The following is a 23,357-nucleotide window of genomic DNA, read 5'->3' as shown; positions in this document are numbered from 1 at the left end:
AATGGAGATGCCTCGACGTGTGGGGAACATCATCGCTGACCTAATGCAACAAGGTCAGGTTTGCCCAGAGTTGGAGGAATGTTACAGGATAATTCGGGAAGAATGTCCTACTTATCAGCATCTTGATAACAGTAACGCCCGCAAGATGCTCACAGGGCGAAAAATCAATAACATCATTCGTAAGTTACCCGTTTCGGCATACGTCCAGATTTTGGATAAGCTGGGTATTGCTTCAGGGAAGTTTCTCCCTGGGCGATAGCTCTCTATGCTCGAAAGTAGCTTGAAAACTTAAAAAAATGGCAAATTGGTATGTAGCAAACATTCGTTTTCAGCGTGAAGACGATTCAGGTGCATTAAAAACAATTAACGAAACCTATCTAATAGATGGAGTTTCGTACACAGAAGCAGAGGCAAGAGTTTTTGAAGTTATTGTCAAAAATACGCCTGACTTTCAGTTGATTAAGTTATCAAAAATGAAGCTTTCAGAGGTGTTTTTTGATGAAGATGGTGGAGAAATTTGGTACAAAATAAAGGTGATGTACATTTCTTTCGATGAAAAAACAGCTAAGGAAAAGAAGACACCGCACATGATGTTGGTTAATGGTGAAAACCCGATGCTTGCTTATTCGTATCTATCTAAGCAATTAGGCACTCTTAACGACTACCAAATTACGGACGTTAACATTACCCCAATTCTTGAAATTTATCCTTACACTCCAGAGCATGAATAATTCCAAAAGACAAAATCACATCAAGAAGCTTACTAAGATTATAGAAGTTTCTAAAGCTGAGTTGAATGATGATATATTCAACCAGAGCGAAAAAGAATTATCAGAACTGATAATTAGCCAGCAGGAACGTTTACTTGAGAAAATGACAAAATGACCATTATTGATACCCAAATAAATACTTATGTGGCAAATATGGTAAAGTGTTTGCCACACCTTTTGGGACTATCAAAAAGAGCTGCGTATATAGAACTGCGTGTATATGCAGTTGGAATAATTAGGCTGATAGATTTCCATTTAGGTCGTGATAATTCGGGTATAAAAATACCAATTGAGCCGATAATTGAGCCAAAAAATAACGGCTCATTATCGTCTCAAAACCATGAAATAACGGCTCAAAGCCACATTATTGGCTCATGTGTTGTGTGCGGTGCAAGCTTAAAAGGCAAAAGAAAAGGAGCTGTATTTTGCTCTAAAGAATGTAATAACTCAAACAGAAAAAATCATGCTATTACAAGCAATATTTGATACTCAAAAATATATTATTGATGAGCTAACTGAAGAACAAAAGGAGACAAGTATAAAGCGTTTGAAATATGAATTTATTGAAGTAATTGGGGATGCAATTATTAAAAATAACAAATTAGATTTTGAACGTGAGAATCAATTTGATGAATTTTCTCCACCATACAATCAACCAATTTTATTTAAAGGTTCATATTATGTATTTAATCATAATGATATGCAGGAAATTTTAGACAAGATAGAGCAAATAAGAGTTGACCCTTGGAATAATGATTTATTCAACCCTTTGATAAATATGCTAATAGGATGAGACACTGGACGGAATGCCTCCATGAAGGCAAGCGAATTTATCGGGATGATGTTGATAGGCTTATGTCACTACAAAAGGAAATGCAAGATTTAGAGATGAAACGTTTTAGCCTTTTAGCTGAAATTTCAGAACAGCAGGCACATATTTATTTATTAACAGTTTGTCAATACTCAATAGCAGAAATTGCAGATGCAATGACTGAATTCGATTCACATTTTGAACAATAAAATAATGAGCAAATTCACAATTAAAGATAGAGGAACATTCAAGGTAGTGACCTCTAAATCTGGTAAGCGTTTTTACGCTTACCTTGGAGAAATTGGACTATTTGGCAAAATTTTCATACCTAAAAATCAGCTATGTATTGTAGATAGTTTTCAGATTTCCCTATTAGAATCAATCATTTTTAGCGTCAATAATGATGCTTTGACCCTAAAGTTTTGGCTTACAAATAGAAAGAAATTAGCTCCGAATTTAGCATTTTTCTTAGAATCAGAATTTAGTTTTAATATTCCTGAATCACCCACAAACAGATTAAATCAAATGAAAAAGGAAATAAATGAGATTGACTTTAAGGATAGTTTTCAGGACTATTATTACAGTCCAATTAATACTCTTGGTTATGTAGAGCCTGCTAATTATCCATCAATTGACTTGCCAACTAACTCCGATTCTGACAGCTCCTCATCATCTTTTGATTTTGGTGGTGGAGACACTGGAGGCGGTGGAGCTGGAGGAGATTATTAACATTTTAATCTAAAATTTTATGACCTACGTAAAACTATTCACTATTGGTGAATCACAAATAATTTTCCGAAAAGCAATTTTAATTACGGGTGAATTTAAGCACGCCCAACTTAAAATAACAGCCTATATTCCAAAGCACATGATTGAAGGATTCATAGAAGCAAATACCGACCAAATGTATTGTTGCCATGATTGTCTCAATAAATTTTTTGATACGATTAATCAAGAATATGCTGAAAAAATTTATCGTCATAGCTTTATGCAACACCAGCTCCAATTTAAAAATCAAATGAGTTCCATTACTAAAAACCTTAATTAGATGACAATAGGCCAGTTTATTGAAGCATTCGTAAAAATCGAAGAAATAAACCCAAATCAATTTGGGTATCACCCGTTCCACATGATTTCAATTGACAATGAAAACAAAATGTCTGTTCATTGTCTTGTCGGTCATCGCTCAGAGCAGTGCTATGCAGCACTAAAAGCAGAATGGAAAAGTGGTTGTAATAATGTGATTATGGCTTGTGATTTCCCTCAAGCTTTTGATATTGAAAGTGATTTTGTTTTAGTATTTCAAATTTTAGACGGAGCAGTAAATTATAGAGTAATTCCGTACAATAAGAGAGGAGAAATCAAAGAGCCTAAAAAGGAATCCTACGATATTGTTAACCAGATTATGATGCAGTTTGATTACTTCTTGAGAAGATGACTAAACTATCAAAACGATACGAAAAAGTTAAAAAGGAATTTCTAAAATTAGAAAATCCTTTGGACAAATTGAAAAGGCTTCAAAAGGAAGAAAGAGCGTTTTGGGAGCAATACGAAGCTAAATCAAATGAGCTTACAGAATATTTTGGAAAATTGAATCTTGAATACGATAGGTATTCAATTCAAAAAGCAAGATTGTTTGATTGTGCAATCACATGGGATGAAAGGACGGATTATTATAATATTACGCCTTCAACTGAAGTAAGATTGGATATACAATTTTAATCAAAATTATGAAAGAAAATAAAGACAATGCCCAAATTTTTAATATGTTAATGTTTTCCCTTTTAATAATGGGAAATATATCACAGCAATTTAGAATTGCTAAAATAGAGAATGAATCCCTTAATAGGGATTTGAAACAACAAAAGCAGATTGAAAACTTAATTGATGTTCTCCAGAACCATCAAAAGGCTATTAAGAAAAATGATGAAAATTTAAGAAATTTGATTTTTGTATTAGAACTAAACGAAAAATATTAACATGAAAGGAAATACATTAATGTCCGCAAACACAGCAGTTAAAAGAGGATTCTGTACACTTGTTGAAGAAAATGAGATTATATGGATTGTAGAAAAAGATACGAATGAAAAACTAATAGGCTTTTCAACTGAAAAAGATTTGAATGAACAATTTTTGTCGGTAAGTTCAAGAGGAAAAATAATTTCAGTTTTTATGTAGTTAACAAAATAATATTCTGAGTACTGAGCAGCTATTTACCAAGGTAACAGAATATTATTTTGTTATCTTTGTAAAACGAAATAGCCAACACATTTTTTGTGTTGGCTATTTGAAAACTCAAGATTTCTAAAGAAAAAGTAAGATACGCAGGCAATATACTAAACTTACGCTATTTTACCATGTCAACAACTGTTAAAATCCCTGTACATCCGCACGTACACAAATTTCTACTACATCGGTTTTCTTCTAAAGATGTAATTTGTATAGATGTTGATTCTTTCTTAGGCTCAATTTTCCAAATCGCTCTGGAGAGGATTGAATACAAACTCAAACCAAGAACCCAGCCCGCCAATACGATAGAACTAAAATTCAAACTTCCAAATTCACTTTGTCATCTCAATTTGTCGGATGATGCAGCAATCAATTTAGGGCGTTTTTTGTATCAGTACTATAAAGAAGACATTGCATCTTTTGTCGATGGTCGAATATCTATTACAAAAAATCGTTCAGAAGCAATTTCATATTATCTTCAGGTAAACAAAATTGAAGATGAAATAGAACACGATAGTTGTGAAAAGTTTGTTTCTCGTCGGTTACGTGTACGAAATTCTTATCTAAGAAATTTTTCGAGAGACAACCCCCCAAAAGCCACTAACGTCCCTAAAAATTGAGAAACGTCCCCATTTTATAGTGTTTCACAGGCTGTAATTGCTTGAAAAACAGTTATATGTTTGTGAAACTTTGCTTTTTTGACGTCCCTTCATTTAAGATTTTGAGCTACTAATTTTGAAAACCAAACCATTGGATTTTCAATGAGTAGTTCTACATCAAATTATCAATATCTCACGAACCCCGTGCAGAATATAGGAGGCTATAAATCTGTACGGCTATTTCATTCCTCAGAAATTATCCAACAAATTTTTCAGCACAAGTCAAAAATTAAGCCCCCGCTTAAGTTTTTGCGAAATTTCAATCCCCTAATGGCTTTGGATGTGATGAAATTTGAAGGAGCTTTTGAGGTTGCAACTATTAGTGATAATATACAGAACTACGATGAGGAAACTTTTTCAATCACTTTTGACGCTCAAGGTTCTGAAAATGAATTTGAAGAATTTTTCAATCGAGAATTTCGAAGAAAAAATATTTGCGTAGAGCTAACAACGATGAACAATGTTGTTATTCTCCGTAATCCTTTCACGGCAAAGTACACTTACTTATCCGCAACAACCTTTCGGGACGTCGCTCGTCATCAGTTAACATTTCAGCGTGCAAAGTTTCTTGAGTACTCGCAAAAATTCAAAATCATCAAAACCGTAACGGTCAGAACGATAAGCTACATCGGAGTAGTTAGCAACGAATGTACAATTGTACTATTGCCAAACTGCTCAGTCGATTTGTTTCAGTACGGCTATGGACTTACGGAAAAAATTGCAGATGCTGATTTTCAAGCAAATCAAAGCAGTAATGTACTCCATAACGTTGCAGACGGCACATATTATTTTTTTGCAAGAAACATTCAATTACCTACATTATACGATTCTATTCGATTCAAAGTTGTGGCTGGAGTAGCCATAATTATTGATGAATTCTACAACTCACAAATAATAACAGAAAATGAAACTACACCTGATGAGGGCAACTTTGTTGTTGAGTAGCCTATTGCTATTTTTTAGCAGTTTTTCGCAGAACAATTATATTGAAGCCAACTCCGTTGCTGGAATTGAAGTGAAGCAAGGAGGCGGTTCCTCAAGTATTTGTCCTACCTACAAATCTGAGTTTTCTACAACAAGCTCAACCGATAAGTTCTTTTTCACGGCTATTGAGTGTAGTGCTGCATATCTCAAGTTTGAGATTTTCAACAATACTTCAGGAGCCGTGAAAGTAACTATCAAAAACCAAAGTGGTACATCCATCGTAGAGACACGGGTCATAGCTGCAGGTAATTCAACAGGACAAATGTTGTTACCCACCTACGTAGTCAACTACTTGTGGAAATTTGAAACGAGTACGATACCAGTAAGTTTTGTCAATGATGTTATTAGTCTTGACAGTAATGTTGGAGCTCTTTTTCAGCCAAAAAATAATGATATTGCAGTTCCTGTCAATACAGGATACAGGTTGAAGGCTGGGCAAACAATGACAATTGCGAATGTTGCTCAATATAACCCTATTCTCTCTGAATTAATTATAAGTCCAATTGCAGTAGGAACACAAACCGTAGTAATAGAAGCTTACAACACAGTTAGTAATACTGTGTTGGGAGAAAGTAATTTGGCAATTACGGTTACGGCTCCTTGCTCATTCTCTATTACCAATATAGTACAGGCGGGTATTCAAACCTATAATGTAACACTTAGTAGTAATAGAACGACCCGTCCATATTTCTATCAGGTTATCAATTCGCAAAGTATTGTTGTGAAAAGTGGGAACACTTCTGCAGTCAACTTAACTAATACAGAGCTGATTGATGTAGGCGATATTCCTTCAGGTAATTATACATTACGGATGGTTAGCACGTCTCAAGCTCTTTGTGGTGATGTAACCAAAACTTTTGCTCATACCAACAGTGCAGATATATGCACAATGAACGGCTCTGCAATACGGTCAGTGAATAGTTTTGTTGTTACGCTCCCTGTTATTTCGGGTGTATCTGCTTACGATTTTGTGTTGAAAACACCTTCCGACTCTGTAATAGTACAGGGAATAGCCACAGGCACAACAAAAAGTTTTGATTTTTCGGGAAGACAAGACGGAATATACACCTTGTTTTTGAAACCATCAAATTCTACAAAAATTTGTTCTCAAACGCTCAACTTAACTTTCACAAGCGTTAATTCAAGCAATTCGAGAGGATATTTGAAGAAGTATAACAATATTCCTGATTTTTTTGAGATAGCAGGTGCAGGTGATTTCGGTGGTGTTAAGGATGCAGGAACGGGTTGGGTTGTTCGTGAAAATAGAAATACATTCATTTGGCAAACATTTACAAAGGCATTATCAAATTCGACGAATGCAAGGGCGATAATTACGATTAGAGAAGACAGCTCTAATACGTCTCGACATATCAGTATCGCAGCTCTTAATAATAAGTTGCAGGTTATTCAACGCACAACAAAGGCAACTTCTAATGTTATCGTTAGTGAAAAAACAGGTACAACATTACCTGTTTGGTTAAGAATCGAAAGAAATGGAAATACTGCAGTATTAAAATATTCGGTGTCAGCACCTACAAGCGATGACCCCACTTGGATAACAATCTCAACAGTGCAGAATGCTTTTGCAGGTTGGAAACCAAATTTCTATAAGGGATTGTACACGACCTCAGCGAGTGTGAATAACCTTGTTTCTGCTGAATTTCACCGATTTCTGGGCGGTGTGTACACTGGAACTGACAATGCAATTGATAATAGCCCGCTTACAGCTCCAACATTGGCAGCATCAAATTTGACCCCTACCGCAAATGCTTCAGTAACGCTTACGGCTTCTGCTTGTAAAAACGGTTATTTAATCCATTTTTTCAAAAATGGTACTGAGGTTGGTACGGGAAGTTCATTAGGAATTACCGTAACCTACGGAGATTCTTACAAGGCTCGTTGCGAAAAAGGAATTGATGTTTCTGGATATAGTAATACAATTACTTTTTCAGCTCCAACACAACCAACCAACCCAACTACACCTGTATTATGTGGTATAACTGACGGACTAAAATTAGGTACGAAAATAGTAGGAACTACGCCGTATGATATGTACGCCCGTATTTTCAACAATAAACTGTGGCTTACACAGTCGCTCAATACTACACCTGAGAGCTTTTTAGTCCGAGCTGTTAATTTTGTCTCAATCACATTTACCAAGTCGTGGACGGGTTCAGATTATAGTTGTTTTGAGGGTCAAGTATCAGGCTATGGGGGTGTAGTTGAACCAACAGGATTTGCAACGCCAACTGGTTACACATTAACCACAACGGCTGATGGTGCAAAAATCTACACATTAGGAACTGTTGATGAAAATGGCGGTGGTGGTGGAACTCCTCCAACAAATGTGGCTGCGTTCCAAAATAAAATTAAGCTTGTTCCAATTGAGCAAACAAACGGAAAATACTCTCCACATCTTTTTGACAAAATTAGCACTGTTGTTTCTACCGACGCAGCTATCGGAAAAGCCTTTCCAAACTGGGCTGTGGCATGGCAAGTAGAGGGAGGAAACTTTAAGAATAATAATAGAAAGCCGCAGGATGTTGGTATTTCGTTCAACTACGACCATAATCCGTTGTTTTATAACGGTATAGGTGACCGTTGCGTTGACTATATCTATGAAACCAACCCAAATACGGGCGGTCCCTGGGTTGATGATATTGATACTTATTGCGGAACAGCCAATAAAAAATGGACGACTTTCATAAGTGCGATACCATTTTATGAGCGTGCATTTTCTGGATATGGTGCCGCAGGTGACGGAAAAAGAAACGAGTGGATTAACAATAGTGCAGAATGGGCATTTGACCAAGGGATTGAGTCCGCTCAAGCTCGTAGGTTAGGGCAAGGCGATAAATCAAACGGCAAAGTAAATGTCGGTGTCGTAAACGCAGACATTGAAATTGGTTTGGAGATGGGTCACGACTATCTACCACGACATTTGGCTTTCTTGCTCGGTGGTGGTAGTGCGACTCAAGGTTATTTCTTCTCTCAATATTCCGCTCCGATTAACGGAGTTGGAGCAGAACTTTCGACCTATCCAGATGACCAAGGGAACTATCCAGCCACAAGAAAAAATATTGATGGCAGCACAATCTATGAAGGCTCAAGCCCTGCAGTTAATAATATTCCTACGAGTTGGGACTGGAATACGTCCAATAAGATAACACTTAATGGACGTATAACTAATAAGGGTGTTATTGATTATCCTAACGTACTACCATGTATTGAGATTTCTTCTACTTCTGATATGACCTATAAGCACGGTCAAATCTATGCACGAAAAGGCGGCTGGAAATACGAAAGTCAAGTTATCAACGGAGAAACAGTTTGGGTTTTAAGTTATTCACCTTCCAATCCTGTTGACAATACGACTGTCGATAAGTTTGGTATGGATAGAAATACCAACCATATCATAGCTGATATTATCAATTATGGTGATGTCAATAAGGATTATTCAGTAAGAAAATTAGGAAATAGAAAGGTATTTCTACAAAGCAAAATCACGTGCGATAGAGCCCATGAAGGTGTTTTTCTCGATGCAGGTTTTACTAATCAGGCTCTCAAGTTCAAACATTTTGACCGTGAGTACAGCTTCGATATTGGTGGTTTTACCGCATTAACTGGATGCGAGTGGCAAATATGGGACCGTAATTACGACCAGAATTTGGACGGTTACCACGGTGCTTTTGGTTTAATTAACCTGATGCACCAACGGGTCAACGGTGGAAAAAGCTTTGTTGATTTGAAGCCATCGCTTACATTTTTACTTCATAATTCTGAGGTTAGTTACAACAATGGCACGACCTACGTAAAAAACAAGGCAACTGATTATATCCTTTCTGAGAATAATTTGCCACAAAGACAGGCTTTAAGTTCGGATGGTTACTGGGTTATTTTCGCAGCTCGACCAGAGGGCGTCGAGCCAACGAGTGCAAAGTTCCGAATTCAATATAATGGAACTTGGTACTATCATAGTATTACGGCAAACGACTGGGAAACAGTCGATTATGCCTACAAGGACGCAGCTCTTTCAACTTTGCCTCTCGCATCTAAGGACTATTACTTTGCTATTATAAAATTAGGCAGTGTGGCGGTCGATGGTGGTACAAGCGTAACTGCTCCAACTATCCAGAGCAATCCTGTTAATCCGATTTCAGGCAATAACGTAACATTCACTGCAAGTGGATGTTCGGGAACTGTGAAGTGGTGGTTGACGGATACCCAAATTGGTACAGGCACTACCTATTCGGTTAGTAATGCTTCGGCAAACAGTAGCTATTTCGCTACGTGTACCGTAGGTTCTGTTAGCTCAAGTGCGAGCAACACAATCAACATTGGCACAAATGAAGTCCCTGTATTCGTTTTCTGGGGAGAGAGCAACGCAGGTACACGCAACTTATTTTCCACTGCAAATAGTAATGAATTAGGTGTTAGAAATGGTGTTCGTATTCTTAATAATAGTAACAATACGCTCGAAACCTTAAACATTGCCACTACACAAAATGGTGGTAATAGTTCGTATGGTGAAAACGATTGTACTGCAAATGAGAACTGGGGTTGGGAAGTGCCAGCCGCTAATTATTTTGCTTCAGGTGCACTTCAGAAGCCAGAGTTAATCATTGTGAAAGTCGCACAAGGTGGAAGCTTTATTGGGCAGTGGAATGACGATATTTCTGGAGGGTATTACTCTATTGCTCAAGCTCGAATCAATGTCGTCAAAGCACAGTTGGCAAATGAAGGGAAAGTACCGAAATGGTACATTTTCTATTCGCAAGGTATAAATAATGCTACGCCTTCAGGACAGACATTAACTGACCCGTCACATTTCCCAAATTTAAGTGGTATAAATTATTGGGGAGCAGCAACAAGTACACTTTTCCCGAAGATTTTGGCAATGACATCGACGTCGGCAAAAATTGCAGTTACGAAGTTTGGACCTACACAATATGGTGATTATCTGAATAGCAAGATTGATGAAATCTGTAATGGAAGTGGTGGAAAATACATCGCAGTTAGTCCAACTGGATTAAGTGTTCAAGGCGACCAACTTCATTGGGATGCTGCTTCAACAAAGACCCTTTTTGGTAGAATGCTTACAGCTCACGGGCTGTAAGTACCCTTTGTTACGTCCTTTTTCAATTCTATACATAGCAATAATTTAGCATCATGACTCGAAATAATTTCAGATTACTACGCCAAATAATGAGTGCAAACATGGCTTGGCACATACACCAAGCCAGTGCCATCGGCCTAATGCCCTTGGTTATGCAGTTGATGAATGGAGAATTACAGGCAAGTGCTGAACCGCCTGCATTTGTTGAGGGAATTTCGCACGAAGCACAAAGGAATCTTGATATGTATGCAGCTCTAAAAGCAGAGCCTTACGTGTCAGACCGAGACACTTATTACTACGATCATTTTCCAATGAAAATGGGAGAGGTGCTAATGATACCAATTATTGGGGCTATTACTCAAGAAGATTATTGTGGAACGGCTGGTACAAATACTATAATGGGTTGGTACGATAAGGCGAAACATGATAGTAGTGTGAAAGTAATTATCGAAACGAAAAATTCTCCTGGAGGAGCTGTTTTTGGAACACGTGGCTTGGCTGAGAAAAAATTGGAAGTAAAACCTCCAATCATTGGCCATAACACAGGTATGGAAGCTTCTGCGTGCTTGTATATAGGTGCTACCGATGACTATAAGTTTGCTTCTAATGTCGATTGTATGACTGGTTCTTGTGGTGTTATGACCACTTTTCAGGATTGGTCGAAGTGGTACGAAGAAAATGGAGTCAAAATAATTGACCTATATTCCAAAACCTCACCCCTCAAAAATGACTCTTACCGTCGTGCCATGAATGGGGATTTTAAGGGTTACACCGATGGTATTTTGTTCAAATTTGATGAAAGCTTTATGAGTTTTGTGAAGCAATATCGTCCAAATGTTTCTCAAGAAGCCTTAAAAGGGGCTGATTTCTTAGGAGCTGATGCTATCGCCAGTGGCCTTATTGATGAAATCGGTTCATTTGAAAAAGTATATGAATTTGCCATGTCGGCAATTGATAATCCACAAATTATAACGCAAAAAAAACAACCAACAATGGAAAAGAAAACCGTTAAAATGTCCGCATTTATGGCAGGTCTTGCCACATTTTTCGGGGCAGAAATTGAAAATGACATTGATAACGCCAATGGCTCTGGAGAAGGAGAAGGCGAAGACAATGGAAATGACGATGGTGAAACGCCTGAAACAGTTGCACCCGAAGCAAAAACACCTCAAACACCTCAAGCAACAGTTGAAACGCAACCACAAGCAGAGGATAAAGATGCTATCATCGCACAATTAAGAGGTGAAAATTCGAAGTTAAAAGCTGCTGTAAAAAATCCGAAAGCATCGTCTCCAAAACGTGAAGAACCTGAGAAGTCAGCTCTTTCAAATAATGATGTAGATTGGATGAAAGCTGCAGGCTTAACATTCCCAGACGAAGATTAATTCTTAGTCTATCATCACAAAAAAATGTTCTACAAATCTTAAAAAACACCTATAAAAATGGCTACTATTCCAGCTCCTGTGATTAACACAGGTCTTGACCTTACAAAAATGGGTATCGTTGTTGCAAAATTAGCGAGTTCCCTTGTAAGAAAGTATTTCAAAAATACTGATGCTACTAAGCAAATTCCGATTGATTACGACGTAACAAAGTCGAAAAAGTATGGTAAAGTGCTTGTAAAAGGCAAATTCCGCAAGTATGACGGAGCGATTAAGACTACCGACGGACAAGTGATTTTGTCTGACCGTGAGTTAGTTGTCGGCGTTGGACAAAAAGAATTGCCACTTGAACCAGAAGCTTTTCGTAATACCTGGGCAAACGAAATGGCTGACATTTCAGCAGGGAAAGTGCCTTTAGAGGTTGCTATTTTGGATGATTACGCTAAAAACTCAATGCAGGATTTAGACGAATTGTTCTATAAAGGTGACACAGCTTCAGCCGATACATTCTTGAAAATCTGTGACGGATTAGAGAAAATCATGTTAGCTGAAACAACGGGAGCAACTCCAGCAATTGTACCAGTTTCTGTTCCTGCGTTCGATGCAGGTAGTGGCTCAGGTCTTAACGCTGTGGCTGGTAACTACAACACAGTGTGCAAAACTGTTTGGCGTGCTCAACAACAAGCTTTGAAGGAGAATGAAACAGATATGTATTTGAGTATTGATAATTACGCAGGCTTTGGGGATTCTTATCGTCGTGAATTTGGTCATGAGGCTACTTTCAATAAGGATATGTTAGACCAAGAGTTTGTGTACCTCGATGGTACTCAGAAAAAATGTAAAGTTCGTTCAGCGTCATGGTTAGGCACTTCAAACCGTGTTTGGGTATTTCCAAAAGGTGCTATCAGAATTGGTACAGACATCAAACAGATGGTTGGAAGTATTAAATTCAAAGACGAAGGATACTACTACTTGTACTTATGTAAGATGGTTTTTGGGGTACAAATTATTGACTTAGAAGCCGTAACCGTTTCGTCAAGAGCCTAAGAAATCTAATCGAGAATTTTTTGGATTGGTGCTAACAGTGCCAATCCATTTTCAATCAAACATTAATTTTCAACGACCTGACAGGTCACAAAAAATACAATGAAAACAGCAGAAGAAATTGCGGCAATGACCGAAGACGAAAAGACAAATTATATCTTATCGTTGCAAACTGAATCTGAGCATAAAGATTCTTTGAACGAATCATTAACAGCAGAAATCGCAAATGCAGGAAAGGAACAACCTAAACAAATCCTGAAAGTAGGTAAGACATCTTACGCTATGACCTACGGAGCCGTTAAAGTTGATAAGGAAACTTACAACTACGAAGCATTATCAAAACTTCCTCAAGAGAAATTGAAGGCAATTGTTGTGGCTGATGATGAGGCTTTCGTTAAGCAGTAAGCTTGTTTAAGCAAATATTTAGATAGTTCTACACCACATTAAAAAAACAAAAAATGGCAGCTAATAAAAGTATTGCCCCAAAAATTGGGAGTCAAAAGCGACCTGTAAACCCTGAAGCAAAGCTTGCAGGATTTAAGCTCGCTTGTTATTTACAGTTGTTCTCAAGTATTCTTACTTTTCCAGACCGTGCCGAATTAACGGCATTAATGACGGACGAAGACTATGTGACCGCCGTAACGGGAGCAACTGCAAACAAACCATTTGGAGCAACAACATTCGCAAAATGCGAGGTTGTGAAAGACTCTATAAAATTGAATGCTGAAGGTGATTTCTCAAAAGGAAATACAGCAGTAAAAAGTACAGCAGAAGTTGTATTTTATGCTGATAAAGGCTCAAGAGGTTTTGCCGCTAAATTGAAAGGAGCTGATGTTATTGTTGTTCTTCCTAAGTACAATGGTCAAATGTTGTTGATGGGAGATAAAGACGTTCCTGCAGTTGTAACAAAATACAAATACGAAGATGGTCCTGAAGTAGCAACAGTTACACTTACCGTTGAGTTTGAACCGTATGAAGTGCTTTCGCTCGCAGATGGTTCAATACTTGATTTAGTAGCTTAATCAAGAAAATGGCTAACCAAAAAATTGTACCTGTTGAAGCTCAGGGAGATGAGACACCAGAAAAAAAGCCAACGCAAATCGTTGCAGTGGCTGGGCTTGGAGAGGTTGATTTGAATAATCTTTCTGATTATCAGAAAGCAAAATATGAAGAATTGACCTCTGCAAGATAATAATATTAACCTCTAAAGATGGGCTGGGCTTATAGTCCAGTCCATATTTTTTTATGCACCCACTAAGAATTTGGCTAAATGGTGAGCAAGATTTTGATAATGGTTTTGAGCTATTCAGGAATTTTGGAGGTTCACAAACATGGTTGAAGCTGTTTGAGAAGTTGGGTTCAACAACTTACACTCGCATAGAGCTGCATAAGCAAATTGGAAAACTGCTTGATGAAATAGATGCTAATCATATTCCCAAACCGCAGGTTCAACAAATCATCAATTCGCCCCAAAAAAAGCCCTTAATTATTCAACAAATTGAGGATGAACGAAAGGCAAATCACAAAGAAGCTATACGCTTGCACCATACACTTGTTTTGTTCGTCGAGGAAAGTCTTAGCGGGGTGCAATCTACCATAGACGCTAAGAAAACAGTCTTTTCACTGCGAAGTACCTGGAATAAAATTGATGAAGCATGGAAGGTTCACGATGATTTTGAGGCAGAAGGAAAAGTACCTGAAGTGAAGGTCATTAAAGAAAAGGTTGAAGCAGAATATAAGATTGATTTGCTTACTGCAGCAGATAGACGAAGGACCTTGAAAACATACTTGTCACCGTCATATTTGAAACGTATTCCCGAAGTCAGGAGGGCGTTATTTGTTGAGGAAACCAAAAAAGAAATCGAAAAAATTAACGAAATATTAGCTGAAAATGAATCAACTATTTTCCTTCCTTAGTCTCGCAAAAGAAGAAAATGAAAACCTCTTAGTCGTCGATGGCATAGAGGATATTATTTGCGTGAAAACCTTACAACAAATTGTCGAGAATATCGCAGATAATCGTTTGATAGTCTTCAATTCAGAAGGTAAATTTTCGCTACATGATATAGTAGATAGAATAGTTAAGAAGCAAGAAAAAGTATGCGACATTTATTTTACGACCTATGGTTTATCTGAGCCATCGGTTCGCAAGCTTGCTAACCTAAAATTTCAGAAAAAGGTCGATAGAATATTCACGCTCCTTGATGCAAGAATAAGGCAGCGTCAACCAAATGCGTTTCAACTTATTAGCTCAATTGCCACAAAAATTGGATACGAAGAGTCGCACGCTAAGATTACAGTTATAGAAAACCCTGATATTGCTATAACAATATTAGGGTCTCAAAATTGGACAAGAAACACAAAACACGAAGCAGGAGCAGTGATATGCTCAAGAAAAACAGCACACTTTTACTCCGAATACATATTAAAATTGATAAATGATTACTCCTGAAAAATTACAAGAAATCGAATCGTTTGCAGGCTTATTTATCTTCAATAAGACTGAAATATTGCTAATTGTTGGTGTATCTCCAGATGCAAATTCTACTGAGATAGACAACACCATCAAAGCAGGTAGATTGAAGTCAAAAGCTAAAGTTTACCAATCAATTCTAAATTTAGCCTATAACGGTTCTGCTGAGGCACAAAAGCAAGTTCTACGAATGATACAAGAAAATGAACGCAAAAAGCTATGAAAAAGCAAGTTAAGACATCGCAAGGGTTAGAAGTTTTAACCCATAATCTTGAAAAAAATAAACCCATTGAGCTATCAGAGGCAATGAGTAATAAGTTAGCAATTATTAACTTTTTCTCTGACTTGTGGGAGCAAAACAAGATTCGTCATATTGATGAGCAAATGACCCGTCGTGAGATAATTGAAAAAGCTTTTCAAGTTTTCAATGTCGATTATTCTTCATTATACCGCATTTGGAACGAAGGACAAGAGAAGTTGGGGTTCACTTCTATCATGCCCAAAAATGCCTTACAGCAATATATTATCAATAAGGCAATGATGGCTATTGATAGAATAGAAGGTTCTGCAGAGCCTGATGAACGAGCTCACGCAGTACAACTGAAAAACCTGCGTGAAATTCATGATTCTATGCCAGATATTGAAGAAGAACGTGAGCCATTACCAACACCAATTTTTGTTTTCAATCCTGAGTTGTTAGCTAATCATTCGGCATTGAAAGGATTAGATATTGCCAAAATAGTTGAAGAATTAAGAGCGTCTGACGATGCTCCTAAGAGAAAAACAAAGAAAACCATAGGAGAAGCAGTACCATTCCAGGAACTGTAATTTCTCCATTTCTACACCTTAAAAATGATAAGTTCAACAGCTATTAATAAGCTGAAGTATGTGCATAACCATACTCAGCAACTCTATGCCAATATATTGCCCGTTACCATATCAGTTAATATTTGGGGGCGTGGTACAGGTAAAACTTGGGGTGTTACCGCTCGCAAAGCTTATACCAATGCAATCCTAATGCCTCGCTCAGTCGGAGCCATTGGGTGTCCATCATTCACCCACATGATGGAGCATATTTTTGGCGAGATTGTGAAGTCTTGGGAAGATATGGGCTTAGAAGAAGGAAAAGACTTTGTTTGCTTTCAAAAGCCTCCTGAGAGTTGGAAAAAGCCTTATCGTCGTATCTCAAAAAATCAGTATAGTCGTTGTATTTTCTTCCGTAACGGCTCAGTTATCAAATTATTCTCTTACAACTTCAATTCCCTGTCCAATGGTGAATCAATTGATTGGCTTATCATTGACGAAGCACGTCTGTGTAAGAAGACTAAAATTGATGAGTCAATCAAATGTTTGCGTGGAAATGAGGAGCATTTTGGTCATTTGAGCGTACACGGTTCAGTTACTTACGTAACTGATATGCCACGAAATCCGCAGGAATTTTGGTTGCTTGATTTCCGTGGAAAAGAGAAAAAAGAGAAATTAGACGAAGCTATACAATACGCTTACGTCATTTCTCAATTACAACAAGCGAAGCTCAAGACAAAATCAGAAAGCAAAAAACAATCAATTCAAGATGATATAGACGTCGTTACAAGAGTGTTGAATAAGTGCTGCATGGGGCTCACGATGGTAAGTCTTGCCAGCTCTTTGGATAATATCCATGCACTTGGTCCAAATAAGCTCAAAAACTGGAAAGAAACATCGACCGATTACGATTGGAAAGTTGCAGTATTGAACGAAATACAAACGCAAGTAACCAACGGATTTTATCCGTATTTGGATGAACACGTACATGGTTATTATACACCTGAGAATAAGAAGTATAAGATTAACTATGCTGAGAAAAGGGATTGTCGCTGGGATGGCGACATAGATTATACCCAACCTCTTATAATAGGTATGGACTATAACTCTGATATATCCTCTCTGTCTGTATATCAGCTACACAATAGAACGATAGTATTACTCAAGGTCTTCTATGTGCTACACCCTAAGAAGCGTGAAGATGTAGTACAAGACTTTAAGGACTACTATAAATATCTACCTAATAAGGAGGTTGTATATGCTTATGATAACACTGCCATTGCCACCGATGCAGACAAGACAGAGAAAGATACATACGCATATCGTACTAATACAGAATTATCGCAAGACTTTACAGTTATCCCTCTCTATCTAAGCCAAACTGACCATCAGTATCGCTACAATTTATGGCAAGGAGTGCTGAAAGGGGAACACCCTGACCTACCTAACTATACATTTGCCTATAATGTTGATAATGCTTTTAGATGGCAAAGAGCGTGCAAGAACACCCAAACAGAGATAAGAGTCGTTAAAGGCAAGACAACCTTTGGAAAGGATAAATCAGGCGAAAAGAAACGTTTGTTACCTGCTTACGAACTCCCCCACCTAACAGAAGCCAGCGACACAGGTTTATTAGCCGTTCTTAACTATTATAATCTATTCAATGTCCAAACGGTCAATCTTGATTCGTTAGGTATGTAGGCAGGTGCAAGCCCCCCCTCACATACATAACCGTTTTGAGCCATGTTACTGCATACGACCGTCAGGGCGGTTGCCGTCAGGCTTCGTTACAAAGGTTTAAAAAAATCGGAAATGATTTTTTTAAACCTTTGATTATCAGTAAATTAAGTTGAAATTTTTAAGAAAAATCATTGCAAAATCCCGATTTTTTCGTATATTTGTATATGGAAAAACGGTAAAAACCTGCTCTAACAGGGTTTTTCCTATCAATTTTTAACAAAAAAATTATTAAAATCATGTCAAACAACACAACAACCGCACAAAACGGTAAGGCTACTTCTATGCCTACCCAATTAGCCACAACTCCAAAGGCTAACACTAAAATTATTTCTCTTGATACAGAGGAAATCAAAGCACTACCAACAGTCTCACAAGTTTTCGAGCGAATTCAGCAAGGTATATCTTTGCAAGCCTTTCACGCAAAATCAAGCGTGAGATATAAGGAAATTTTTGACGGCTTACAAGAGGGGAAAGAGGGTACAGGCTTTATACTCAAAGCTTTTTTTCCAAGTGGGAGAATTTTAGAATTTCCTCATTTGATTAGTAATTTAGAATTTTTGGAAAATCAAGAGCGGAAAGGAAAAGAACACCTCAACGAATTAGAAGGAGAAATTCAAAGTTTCACTATTTCGTAAAACAAAAAAACCGTGCGAGGCTCTAACACTCGCACGGCTTAACAAAAATTTATTAAAGTCTTCTTACAACTTCAACAGGTCAAAATTATGTCAAATTCTCGAAAAATCAAAATTTCTAAAAAATATCGTTACAACAAATCAAACTTGGATATTCCTGTAATTTCGCCAAAACTTCTACTCCAGGGCGAATGGTTAAAACAAGCGGGTTTTTCCTCTACCAATACGGTGAGCGTCGAAATTTTCAATAAAATGTTAGTTATCACAGTTAATTGATTTATGAAAATTTGCACATACCGAGCAGGTATAAAAGCAGATTTTTATATTCAGTCTAAAGGAAATTACGCAGGAAGACCACTAAAAAAGCCAATCCCAAACTGTTTTGCAGTTTCAACAAAGAAACCATTTGCATACGAAATCTTTTATTGTCTCTTTAAAATGAAGATATATTATCCATATATCGGAGGAACAGCCGTGCCGTTTATAACCCTTTACGATTTCAAAAAAATTGCAGAACCTGCATTAAAGAAACAATATGATGAAGTGAAATTAAATGCTATTTCAAGTATTCAAAAGCTAATTGAAGTAGAGAAGAAGAAAATAGAAAAGTATCAAGAATTAGAATACGCATTATCAATACAAACATACAGAAATGGAAAATAACAAATTGCCTTGGGAAATCGTAGAACGCCCAATCTACTCAAATTATAATGAAATCGAAGGATATAAAGCTATTTTTCGAGACGATACAGAAACAGTTTTGAACGTTGCAAAATCTACTTACACACCAGTAACTAATGAAAGGTTTTTTCAAGTAGTCAATTTTTTAAGCCAGTACACAAAATTTCCCTTGAAAGATTTTGGAGAAGTGGACGGAGGGAAAAAGGTTTTAGCATTCTTACAAGTTACCGAACCACTCAAAATTTTAGGCTATGACTTTAAAGATTATTTGATGATTGGTAATTCTCATGATGGTTCGACAGGCTTTTTTATTGGTAATTCAAATATGATGGTAAGATGTAGTAACCGATTTACAAAACACTTTCGTAATATCGAAATTAGGCACACGACCAACCTACAAGAAAAAATAGAAAATTTACTTACCTACTTTCAAAATCATTATATGAATGAAAGAGCAGAAATGAAAAACACTTTTGAAAAATGGTCAGGTGTGGACATAGACGAAGAAGTTAAAACCATGTTAGTGGAACGCCTTGTAAATCTAAAACACGAAGAAAGAGCAGATAACAGTATAATTTCAGTAAGGAAAAAGAACCTTATGAAAATGATTAACCTTTCAATCGTAGAAGAAACAAACGCTTTAGGTAATAACCTTTTCGGATTGTTTAATGGTGTTACTCATTATACCACCCACACCCGAAAGAATCGGCAACAGATATTTTGTAATGCTTTAGGCGGAGCAAACGAAATCAATCAAACCGCTTATAAATTTTGTGATGCTTTTTCCAACTAAAAACCCTTATTACTATGTTCTTAATAACAAAAAATAGCCGACCAATAGCAATTTACAACAGTCAAGAAGATGCAGAATTTTACCGTAAAACACGCCATCAAAAGCACCTGTACACGATTGAAAACACGCTAAAGGAAATTACGGAAGACCATTACGACTTTTTACTTGAAGTTTTACCCCCAATCTATCATAACGGTTTTATGTTTGCGAACTCCGAACCCGTAGACCATTTAGCAATACAAGGGAGAGCAATCCCAATTTTTAACGGTTGTACCCAAAAAGGAGGGAAATATTATCAATTCATTTGTACAGTCGAAAGTATCAAAAATCTTTTACCGTCAGATATAGAAGTTTAATTATAATCAATTCACGGCTCAACAACTTGCTAACATCGTTAGTAGGTTAGCCGTCGCCCTCCTTTGTGACATTTTTGAGATTGGGGTCATAGCATCTGAAATAAATTGTTCCAATTCATTTCAGATGCTATGACCCCAATCTCAAAAATGCCTCTGAATCCCTATCCAACATCATTCCTCTTACGTCCTTTTTTCCAAATTTCTGAATTGTAATATTTGTCATCATGCAAATTATTCAGTTCGACACCATCAATACTATTACGATTAAGGAGTTAGTACGGCTTATTGATTTACACGATATTTCAAACAATCCCGTACCGTTCGACCTAATCGCCATCACCTGCAATTATTCCAAAAATGAAGGTGGTGAAATTGTGATATTATCCGATGTAATTCAGTACCGAAATGCCAGGATAAAAGAGGTCAAGTTAGATGTATTTGATAACATTTCAGTTACACCATACATCCCCAAAATTGCACCCAAATTGGCAGAGCGAGTAAGGCGTTTTTATTGCGAAAAAGATGATTCAATCCGTAACGCAAACATTAGATATATCACCCATTTTAAGCAATCTACACAAGACAAATTTAAGCGAATCGTCTATTAATGAATACACCTATCATCACCGAAAACTATGCGTATGTTCATAATACGCATACCTTATTTCAATTTGAGTCGGCAACAAAAATTGTTACTGCTTCAAATCCTGAGTTCATTCAGGAGGCAAAATCATTTGGCGAATTAGCTCCTTGGGGCGACAGTAATACATTTCCTCAAGATGCTCTTGAGATGATGAAGAAAAATAATACCCTTAGTTGGACGTCTCGACAAATCGTTAATTCTATCTATGCGTCAGGACTTCGAGTTAAGAAAAAAGTATTAGACCCGCTTACGAATGCTTTTATATTACAAGATTTTGAATTTCCAGAATGGAATGCCTTTCTACTCCGAAATACAAAATTACATTCTTACCAAATGCAAAAACTCCGTGACCTTAGAACATTCCTGTTGTCGCCAACGCAATTTCTATTTGAGAACGGAAAAATCGTAGGACTGAAAACACATCAAACACAACGTTTTCGCTACAATTTACAGAACGAATCTGGTGTCAAAGAGTATGGATACCTGAACGCTCAGTGGGAAAAAGGGAAAAAGATTGAGGATGAAACGACGCTTACATTCAGTCTTATTGAACCCGATTTTGATGCCATCAATAATTTGAAATTACTCTATAAGGAGGGTGAAAAATATCTGTACATTATCAAAGGAGCTTGCGAAGAAGAGTATTACCCATCTACGGAGTGGCAAACAATTTTGGAAAGTGGTTGGCTTGAAATCTCTAATAATGAACCTCGTTTCATTATGGCAGTAATTCAAAATCAAGCTATTGTGAATTACATCATCAAAATAAAAGATTGGTACTGGAGAGCAAAATACGGTAAAGACTGGGATTCTTGGAAAGCCGATAAACGCAAACAAAAGCGAGAGGAAACAATCAAAGAGTTTTCTGATATGGTTGGTGGCTCGTTGAACGCAGGTAAAACAATGATTGCTGATGTCATTACTCAGCTTAACCTTGATTTACAGTCTGAAGTCAAAGGGAAAACATCAAATTTCAAGGACTTTCAAGAAGCATGGGAGCTTGTCACTCAACCTCAAAATACCATCACAGGCTCATTAAAAGAACCTGCAGACACAGCTCGAAAAGAAATTATGTTGGCTCAAGGTCTCGATGTTTCATCATTCGGCAGCGTTCCAGACCAAAATACTCAAGGCGGCTCTGGAAAGTCTCAATCCATGAATATTTTGATGATTACCTCAGAATATTTAAGACAATTATCCGTCGAGGATTTGAATTTTATTCGTGATTTCAACGGTTGGGATTCTTCCATGACTTTCACTTATGAATTGCCAGTAATGCAAACCCTTGCCAATGTTCCACCTGCTCAGCGGGATTTACAAATCAAAAAATGATACAGCTGAATACATATTTTACCGACGAGGATATTTCAAAATATCTTAGAACAGATAAGACTTTTACCGTCAAAAACGTAGAAATACACCTGAAAGATGCTCTACGTAATTACATTTATCCCGCACTTAGTGAGGCATTTACGGACACATTAATGACCACACCTGTTGTAGCAATTGATGATTTGCTCAAATCTGCAGTAATAAATTTTGCAGCTGAATCATTCTACGATATGCTTCCTGTTAATGCTTCTAACACAGGAGCATGGGAACATAACACTGAGGAACAAAAGCCAATTCGCTTGGAAGTATTAGATACCGCTCGTGAATCTCGAATAAAAGCAGGTCATCGAAACCTCGACGATTTGCTCAAGTATCTTGAGGGGCATTTAGGAGATTTTGCGAATTGGGTAGCTACTCAAGAGTACCAGGTTTTCAATTCATTCCGAATTAAAACCACCTCAGAATTCAATGGGTTCTGTAATATCCGTAATTCTCGTGGTGTCATGCTTTGTCTTCAGTCTTCAATGCTCCAGACTGAAATGCTGTATATTTCTTCTATCGCACAAAAGTTAGATGCCCTCAATTTATCCGATGCACTGTTGCTTCAGTCAGAAAATTTACTCAAGACAGCTTTTGCAAATTATGCCTATTCATTAGGTGTTTGGGATTTAGCCAATACCTACGGTTATGATACTATTGTCAGTATTAATAATACATCGTCTAACCGTCAAAAAGGCTTCGCTAATGCAGTGATGGCAATGTTAGAAAGAATAGAAAAGCAGAAAGCAAGCATTGCTCAGTCGGCGATAAATCTACTTGAGAAAATTATTGAAGATAATACCATAGTCGAAATTGAGGACGTAACACCATATCAAAACTCAAAATTATCCACCGTTTTTAATTTTTAA

General features: G+C 37.2%; 32 protein-coding genes. All 32 read left to right on the top strand.

The window, feature by feature from the left end:
• Window positions 1–7: 7 nt before the first annotated feature.
• The 32 genes from LV89_RS10090 to LV89_RS09940 all read left to right on the top strand — a co-directional run bounded on the left by LV89_RS10090 (window position 8) and on the right by LV89_RS09940 (window position 23,357).
• Entirely contained in the window at window positions 8–259 is a 252-nt protein-coding gene (locus tag LV89_RS10090) for a hypothetical protein (RefSeq protein WP_146199128.1), read from the top strand.
• Window positions 260–296: 37 nt separating this feature from the next.
• On the top strand, window positions 297–731 hold the full coding sequence (locus tag LV89_RS10085; protein ID WP_109742765.1) for a DUF4494 domain-containing protein: 435 nt from the start codon (window positions 297–299) through the stop codon (window positions 729–731).
• A gap of 150 nt (window positions 732–881) precedes the next feature.
• Window positions 882–1,256, top strand: a complete 375-nt coding sequence (locus LV89_RS10080) for a hypothetical protein (protein WP_109742764.1) — start codon at window positions 882–884, stop codon at window positions 1,254–1,256.
• Entirely contained in the window at window positions 1,234–1,563 is a 330-nt protein-coding gene (locus tag LV89_RS10075) for a hypothetical protein (RefSeq protein ID WP_109742763.1), read from the top strand. Before LV89_RS10080 ends, LV89_RS10075 begins: the two co-directional genes overlap by 23 nt.
• Complete coding sequence (locus LV89_RS10070; protein WP_109742762.1) at window positions 1,560–1,790, top strand: hypothetical protein; 231 nt, start codon at window positions 1,560–1,562, stop codon at window positions 1,788–1,790. Before LV89_RS10075 ends, LV89_RS10070 begins: the two co-directional genes overlap by 4 nt.
• 4 nt (window positions 1,791–1,794) lie before the next feature.
• Window positions 1,795–2,310 carry a hypothetical protein gene (locus tag LV89_RS25590; RefSeq protein ID WP_211321187.1) on the top strand — a complete coding sequence of 172 codons (516 nt, stop codon included), beginning with the start codon at window positions 1,795–1,797 and terminating at the stop codon, window positions 2,308–2,310.
• A 19-nt stretch (window positions 2,311–2,329) separates the two neighbouring features.
• A complete protein-coding gene (locus LV89_RS10060) occupies window positions 2,330–2,629 on the top strand; it encodes a hypothetical protein (protein ID WP_109742761.1) in 300 nt (99 codons plus the stop codon).
• Complete coding sequence (locus LV89_RS10055; protein ID WP_109742760.1) at window positions 2,630–3,019, top strand: hypothetical protein; 390 nt, start codon at window positions 2,630–2,632, stop codon at window positions 3,017–3,019.
• Window positions 3,016–3,303 (top strand): hypothetical protein, encoded by a 288-nt coding sequence (locus LV89_RS10050; RefSeq protein WP_109742759.1) that lies wholly within the window; start codon window positions 3,016–3,018, stop codon window positions 3,301–3,303. The genes LV89_RS10055 and LV89_RS10050 overlap by 4 nt, the downstream gene beginning before the upstream one ends.
• Window positions 3,304–3,311: 8 nt before the next feature.
• Window positions 3,312–3,560, top strand: a complete 249-nt coding sequence (locus LV89_RS10045) for a hypothetical protein (RefSeq protein WP_109742758.1) — start codon at window positions 3,312–3,314, stop codon at window positions 3,558–3,560.
• 1 nt (window position 3,561) lies between these two features.
• A complete protein-coding gene (locus tag LV89_RS10040) occupies window positions 3,562–3,759 on the top strand; it encodes a hypothetical protein (RefSeq protein ID WP_109742757.1) in 198 nt (65 codons plus the stop codon).
• Window positions 3,760–3,938: 179 nt separating this feature from the next.
• A complete protein-coding gene (locus LV89_RS10035) occupies window positions 3,939–4,430 on the top strand; it encodes a hypothetical protein (protein ID WP_109742756.1) in 492 nt (163 codons plus the stop codon).
• Window positions 4,431–4,754: 324 nt separating this feature from the next.
• Window positions 4,755–5,414, top strand: a complete 660-nt coding sequence (locus tag LV89_RS10030; RefSeq protein ID WP_211321186.1) for a hypothetical protein — start codon at window positions 4,755–4,757, stop codon at window positions 5,412–5,414.
• The gene (locus LV89_RS10025; protein WP_146199126.1) at window positions 5,374–10,569 is read left to right on the top strand and encodes a hypothetical protein; all 5,196 of its coding nucleotides are present in this window, start codon (window positions 5,374–5,376) and stop codon (window positions 10,567–10,569) included. Before LV89_RS10030 ends, LV89_RS10025 begins: the two co-directional genes overlap by 41 nt.
• 101 nt (window positions 10,570–10,670) lie before the next feature.
• Complete coding sequence (locus LV89_RS10020; protein ID WP_211321185.1) at window positions 10,671–11,954, top strand: S49 family peptidase; 1,284 nt, start codon at window positions 10,671–10,673, stop codon at window positions 11,952–11,954.
• 57 nt (window positions 11,955–12,011) lie between these two features.
• On the top strand, window positions 12,012–12,998 hold the full coding sequence (locus LV89_RS10015) for a hypothetical protein (protein ID WP_109742752.1): 987 nt from the start codon (window positions 12,012–12,014) through the stop codon (window positions 12,996–12,998).
• A gap of 99 nt (window positions 12,999–13,097) precedes the next feature.
• Complete coding sequence (locus tag LV89_RS10010) at window positions 13,098–13,400, top strand: hypothetical protein (protein WP_109742751.1); 303 nt, start codon at window positions 13,098–13,100, stop codon at window positions 13,398–13,400.
• Window positions 13,401–13,453: 53 nt separating this feature from the next.
• Window positions 13,454–14,017, top strand: a complete 564-nt coding sequence (locus tag LV89_RS10005; protein WP_109742750.1) for a hypothetical protein — start codon at window positions 13,454–13,456, stop codon at window positions 14,015–14,017.
• A gap of 8 nt (window positions 14,018–14,025) precedes the next feature.
• The gene (locus tag LV89_RS25150; protein ID WP_158279558.1) at window positions 14,026–14,187 is read left to right on the top strand and encodes a hypothetical protein; all 162 of its coding nucleotides are present in this window, start codon (window positions 14,026–14,028) and stop codon (window positions 14,185–14,187) included.
• 53 nt (window positions 14,188–14,240) lie between these two features.
• Complete coding sequence (locus tag LV89_RS10000; RefSeq protein WP_109742749.1) at window positions 14,241–14,912, top strand: hypothetical protein; 672 nt, start codon at window positions 14,241–14,243, stop codon at window positions 14,910–14,912.
• Window positions 14,887–15,447 carry a phospholipase D-like domain-containing protein gene (locus LV89_RS09995; protein WP_109742748.1) on the top strand — a complete coding sequence of 187 codons (561 nt, stop codon included), beginning with the start codon at window positions 14,887–14,889 and terminating at the stop codon, window positions 15,445–15,447. The genes LV89_RS10000 and LV89_RS09995 overlap by 26 nt, the downstream gene beginning before the upstream one ends.
• A complete protein-coding gene (locus LV89_RS09990) occupies window positions 15,434–15,691 on the top strand; it encodes a hypothetical protein (protein ID WP_109742747.1) in 258 nt (85 codons plus the stop codon). Before LV89_RS09995 ends, LV89_RS09990 begins: the two co-directional genes overlap by 14 nt.
• On the top strand, window positions 15,688–16,296 hold the full coding sequence (locus tag LV89_RS09985; protein WP_109742746.1) for a hypothetical protein: 609 nt from the start codon (window positions 15,688–15,690) through the stop codon (window positions 16,294–16,296). Before LV89_RS09990 ends, LV89_RS09985 begins: the two co-directional genes overlap by 4 nt.
• 24 nt (window positions 16,297–16,320) lie before the next feature.
• Window positions 16,321–17,973, top strand: coding sequence for a hypothetical protein (locus tag LV89_RS09980; RefSeq protein ID WP_109742745.1), 1,653 nt, complete (start codon window positions 16,321–16,323; stop codon window positions 17,971–17,973).
• 275 nt (window positions 17,974–18,248) lie between these two features.
• A complete protein-coding gene (locus tag LV89_RS09975) occupies window positions 18,249–18,647 on the top strand; it encodes a hypothetical protein (RefSeq protein WP_109742744.1) in 399 nt (132 codons plus the stop codon).
• A gap of 87 nt (window positions 18,648–18,734) precedes the next feature.
• On the top strand, window positions 18,735–18,920 hold the full coding sequence (locus tag LV89_RS25950) for a SymE family type I addiction module toxin (RefSeq protein WP_109742743.1): 186 nt from the start codon (window positions 18,735–18,737) through the stop codon (window positions 18,918–18,920).
• 3 nt (window positions 18,921–18,923) lie between these two features.
• Entirely contained in the window at window positions 18,924–19,307 is a 384-nt protein-coding gene (locus LV89_RS09965) for a DUF6943 family protein (RefSeq protein ID WP_109742742.1), read from the top strand.
• The gene (locus LV89_RS09960) at window positions 19,297–20,118 is read left to right on the top strand and encodes a DUF932 domain-containing protein (RefSeq protein ID WP_109742741.1); all 822 of its coding nucleotides are present in this window, start codon (window positions 19,297–19,299) and stop codon (window positions 20,116–20,118) included. The genes LV89_RS09965 and LV89_RS09960 overlap by 11 nt, the downstream gene beginning before the upstream one ends.
• A 14-nt stretch (window positions 20,119–20,132) precedes the next feature.
• Window positions 20,133–20,474: a DUF1419 domain-containing protein gene (locus tag LV89_RS09955; RefSeq protein ID WP_109742740.1), complete on the top strand. Its 342-nt coding sequence runs from the start codon at window positions 20,133–20,135 to the stop codon at window positions 20,472–20,474.
• Between the two features lie 224 nt (window positions 20,475–20,698).
• Complete coding sequence (locus LV89_RS09950) at window positions 20,699–21,082, top strand: hypothetical protein (RefSeq protein ID WP_109742739.1); 384 nt, start codon at window positions 20,699–20,701, stop codon at window positions 21,080–21,082.
• Window positions 21,082–22,449 carry a hypothetical protein gene (locus LV89_RS09945; RefSeq protein ID WP_109742738.1) on the top strand — a complete coding sequence of 456 codons (1,368 nt, stop codon included), beginning with the start codon at window positions 21,082–21,084 and terminating at the stop codon, window positions 22,447–22,449. Before LV89_RS09950 ends, LV89_RS09945 begins: the two co-directional genes overlap by 1 nt.
• Window positions 22,446–23,357, top strand: coding sequence for a DUF6712 family protein (locus LV89_RS09940; RefSeq protein ID WP_109742737.1), 912 nt, complete (start codon window positions 22,446–22,448; stop codon window positions 23,355–23,357). The genes LV89_RS09945 and LV89_RS09940 overlap by 4 nt, the downstream gene beginning before the upstream one ends.

Origin of the sequence: Arcicella aurantiaca (assembly GCF_003148625.1) — a bacterium.
Lineage (GTDB): Bacteria > Bacteroidota > Bacteroidia > Cytophagales > Spirosomataceae > Arcicella > Arcicella aurantiaca.
Note: the sequence above shows the minus strand (reverse complement) of the source record. Positions and strands in the feature narration are given on the sequence as shown.

Excerpts from the sequence above, each read along its gene's own strand:
- LV89_RS10085 (WP_109742765.1), top strand. The coding sequence starts at position 297 with ATGGCAAATTGGTATGTAGCAAACATTCGTTTTCAGCGTGAAGACGAT.
- LV89_RS09960 (WP_109742741.1), top strand. The coding sequence starts at position 19,297 with ATGGAAAATAACAAATTGCCTTGGGAAATCGTAGAACGCCCAATCTAC.
- LV89_RS10060 (WP_109742761.1), top strand. The coding sequence starts at position 2,330 with ATGACCTACGTAAAACTATTCACTATTGGTGAATCACAAATAATTTTC.
- LV89_RS10040 (WP_109742757.1), top strand. The coding sequence starts at position 3,562 with ATGAAAGGAAATACATTAATGTCCGCAAACACAGCAGTTAAAAGAGGA.
- LV89_RS09990 (WP_109742747.1), top strand. The coding sequence starts at position 15,434 with ATGATTACTCCTGAAAAATTACAAGAAATCGAATCGTTTGCAGGCTTA.
- LV89_RS10080 (WP_109742764.1), top strand. The coding sequence starts at position 882 with ATGACCATTATTGATACCCAAATAAATACTTATGTGGCAAATATGGTA.
- LV89_RS09985 (WP_109742746.1), top strand. The coding sequence starts at position 15,688 with ATGAAAAAGCAAGTTAAGACATCGCAAGGGTTAGAAGTTTTAACCCAT.
- LV89_RS10025 (WP_146199126.1), top strand. The coding sequence starts at position 5,374 with ATGAAACTACACCTGATGAGGGCAACTTTGTTGTTGAGTAGCCTATTG.
- LV89_RS10075 (WP_109742763.1), top strand. The coding sequence starts at position 1,234 with ATGCTATTACAAGCAATATTTGATACTCAAAAATATATTATTGATGAG.
- LV89_RS10090 (WP_146199128.1), top strand. The coding sequence starts at position 8 with ATGCCTCGACGTGTGGGGAACATCATCGCTGACCTAATGCAACAAGGT.
- LV89_RS10070 (WP_109742762.1), top strand. The coding sequence starts at position 1,560 with ATGAGACACTGGACGGAATGCCTCCATGAAGGCAAGCGAATTTATCGG.
- LV89_RS10010 (WP_109742751.1), top strand. The coding sequence starts at position 13,098 with ATGAAAACAGCAGAAGAAATTGCGGCAATGACCGAAGACGAAAAGACA.
- LV89_RS09950 (WP_109742739.1), top strand. The coding sequence starts at position 20,699 with ATGCAAATTATTCAGTTCGACACCATCAATACTATTACGATTAAGGAG.
- LV89_RS25950 (WP_109742743.1), top strand. The coding sequence starts at position 18,735 with ATGTCAAATTCTCGAAAAATCAAAATTTCTAAAAAATATCGTTACAAC.
- LV89_RS10000 (WP_109742749.1), top strand. The coding sequence starts at position 14,241 with ATGCACCCACTAAGAATTTGGCTAAATGGTGAGCAAGATTTTGATAAT.
- LV89_RS10005 (WP_109742750.1), top strand. The coding sequence starts at position 13,454 with ATGGCAGCTAATAAAAGTATTGCCCCAAAAATTGGGAGTCAAAAGCGA.
- LV89_RS09965 (WP_109742742.1), top strand. The coding sequence starts at position 18,924 with ATGAAAATTTGCACATACCGAGCAGGTATAAAAGCAGATTTTTATATT.
- LV89_RS10050 (WP_109742759.1), top strand. The coding sequence starts at position 3,016 with ATGACTAAACTATCAAAACGATACGAAAAAGTTAAAAAGGAATTTCTA.
- LV89_RS09995 (WP_109742748.1), top strand. The coding sequence starts at position 14,887 with ATGAATCAACTATTTTCCTTCCTTAGTCTCGCAAAAGAAGAAAATGAA.
- LV89_RS10015 (WP_109742752.1), top strand. The coding sequence starts at position 12,012 with ATGGCTACTATTCCAGCTCCTGTGATTAACACAGGTCTTGACCTTACA.
- LV89_RS25590 (WP_211321187.1), top strand. The coding sequence starts at position 1,795 with ATGAGCAAATTCACAATTAAAGATAGAGGAACATTCAAGGTAGTGACC.
- LV89_RS09940 (WP_109742737.1), top strand. The coding sequence starts at position 22,446 with ATGATACAGCTGAATACATATTTTACCGACGAGGATATTTCAAAATAT.
- LV89_RS09945 (WP_109742738.1), top strand. The coding sequence starts at position 21,082 with ATGAATACACCTATCATCACCGAAAACTATGCGTATGTTCATAATACG.
- LV89_RS09955 (WP_109742740.1), top strand. The coding sequence starts at position 20,133 with ATGTTCTTAATAACAAAAAATAGCCGACCAATAGCAATTTACAACAGT.
- LV89_RS09975 (WP_109742744.1), top strand. The coding sequence starts at position 18,249 with ATGTCAAACAACACAACAACCGCACAAAACGGTAAGGCTACTTCTATG.
- LV89_RS10035 (WP_109742756.1), top strand. The coding sequence starts at position 3,939 with ATGTCAACAACTGTTAAAATCCCTGTACATCCGCACGTACACAAATTT.
- LV89_RS10020 (WP_211321185.1), top strand. The coding sequence starts at position 10,671 with ATGGCTTGGCACATACACCAAGCCAGTGCCATCGGCCTAATGCCCTTG.
- LV89_RS09980 (WP_109742745.1), top strand. The coding sequence starts at position 16,321 with ATGATAAGTTCAACAGCTATTAATAAGCTGAAGTATGTGCATAACCAT.
- LV89_RS25150 (WP_158279558.1), top strand. The coding sequence starts at position 14,026 with ATGGCTAACCAAAAAATTGTACCTGTTGAAGCTCAGGGAGATGAGACA.
- LV89_RS10030 (WP_211321186.1), top strand. The coding sequence starts at position 4,755 with ATGAAATTTGAAGGAGCTTTTGAGGTTGCAACTATTAGTGATAATATA.
- LV89_RS10055 (WP_109742760.1), top strand. The coding sequence starts at position 2,630 with ATGACAATAGGCCAGTTTATTGAAGCATTCGTAAAAATCGAAGAAATA.
- LV89_RS10045 (WP_109742758.1), top strand. The coding sequence starts at position 3,312 with ATGAAAGAAAATAAAGACAATGCCCAAATTTTTAATATGTTAATGTTT.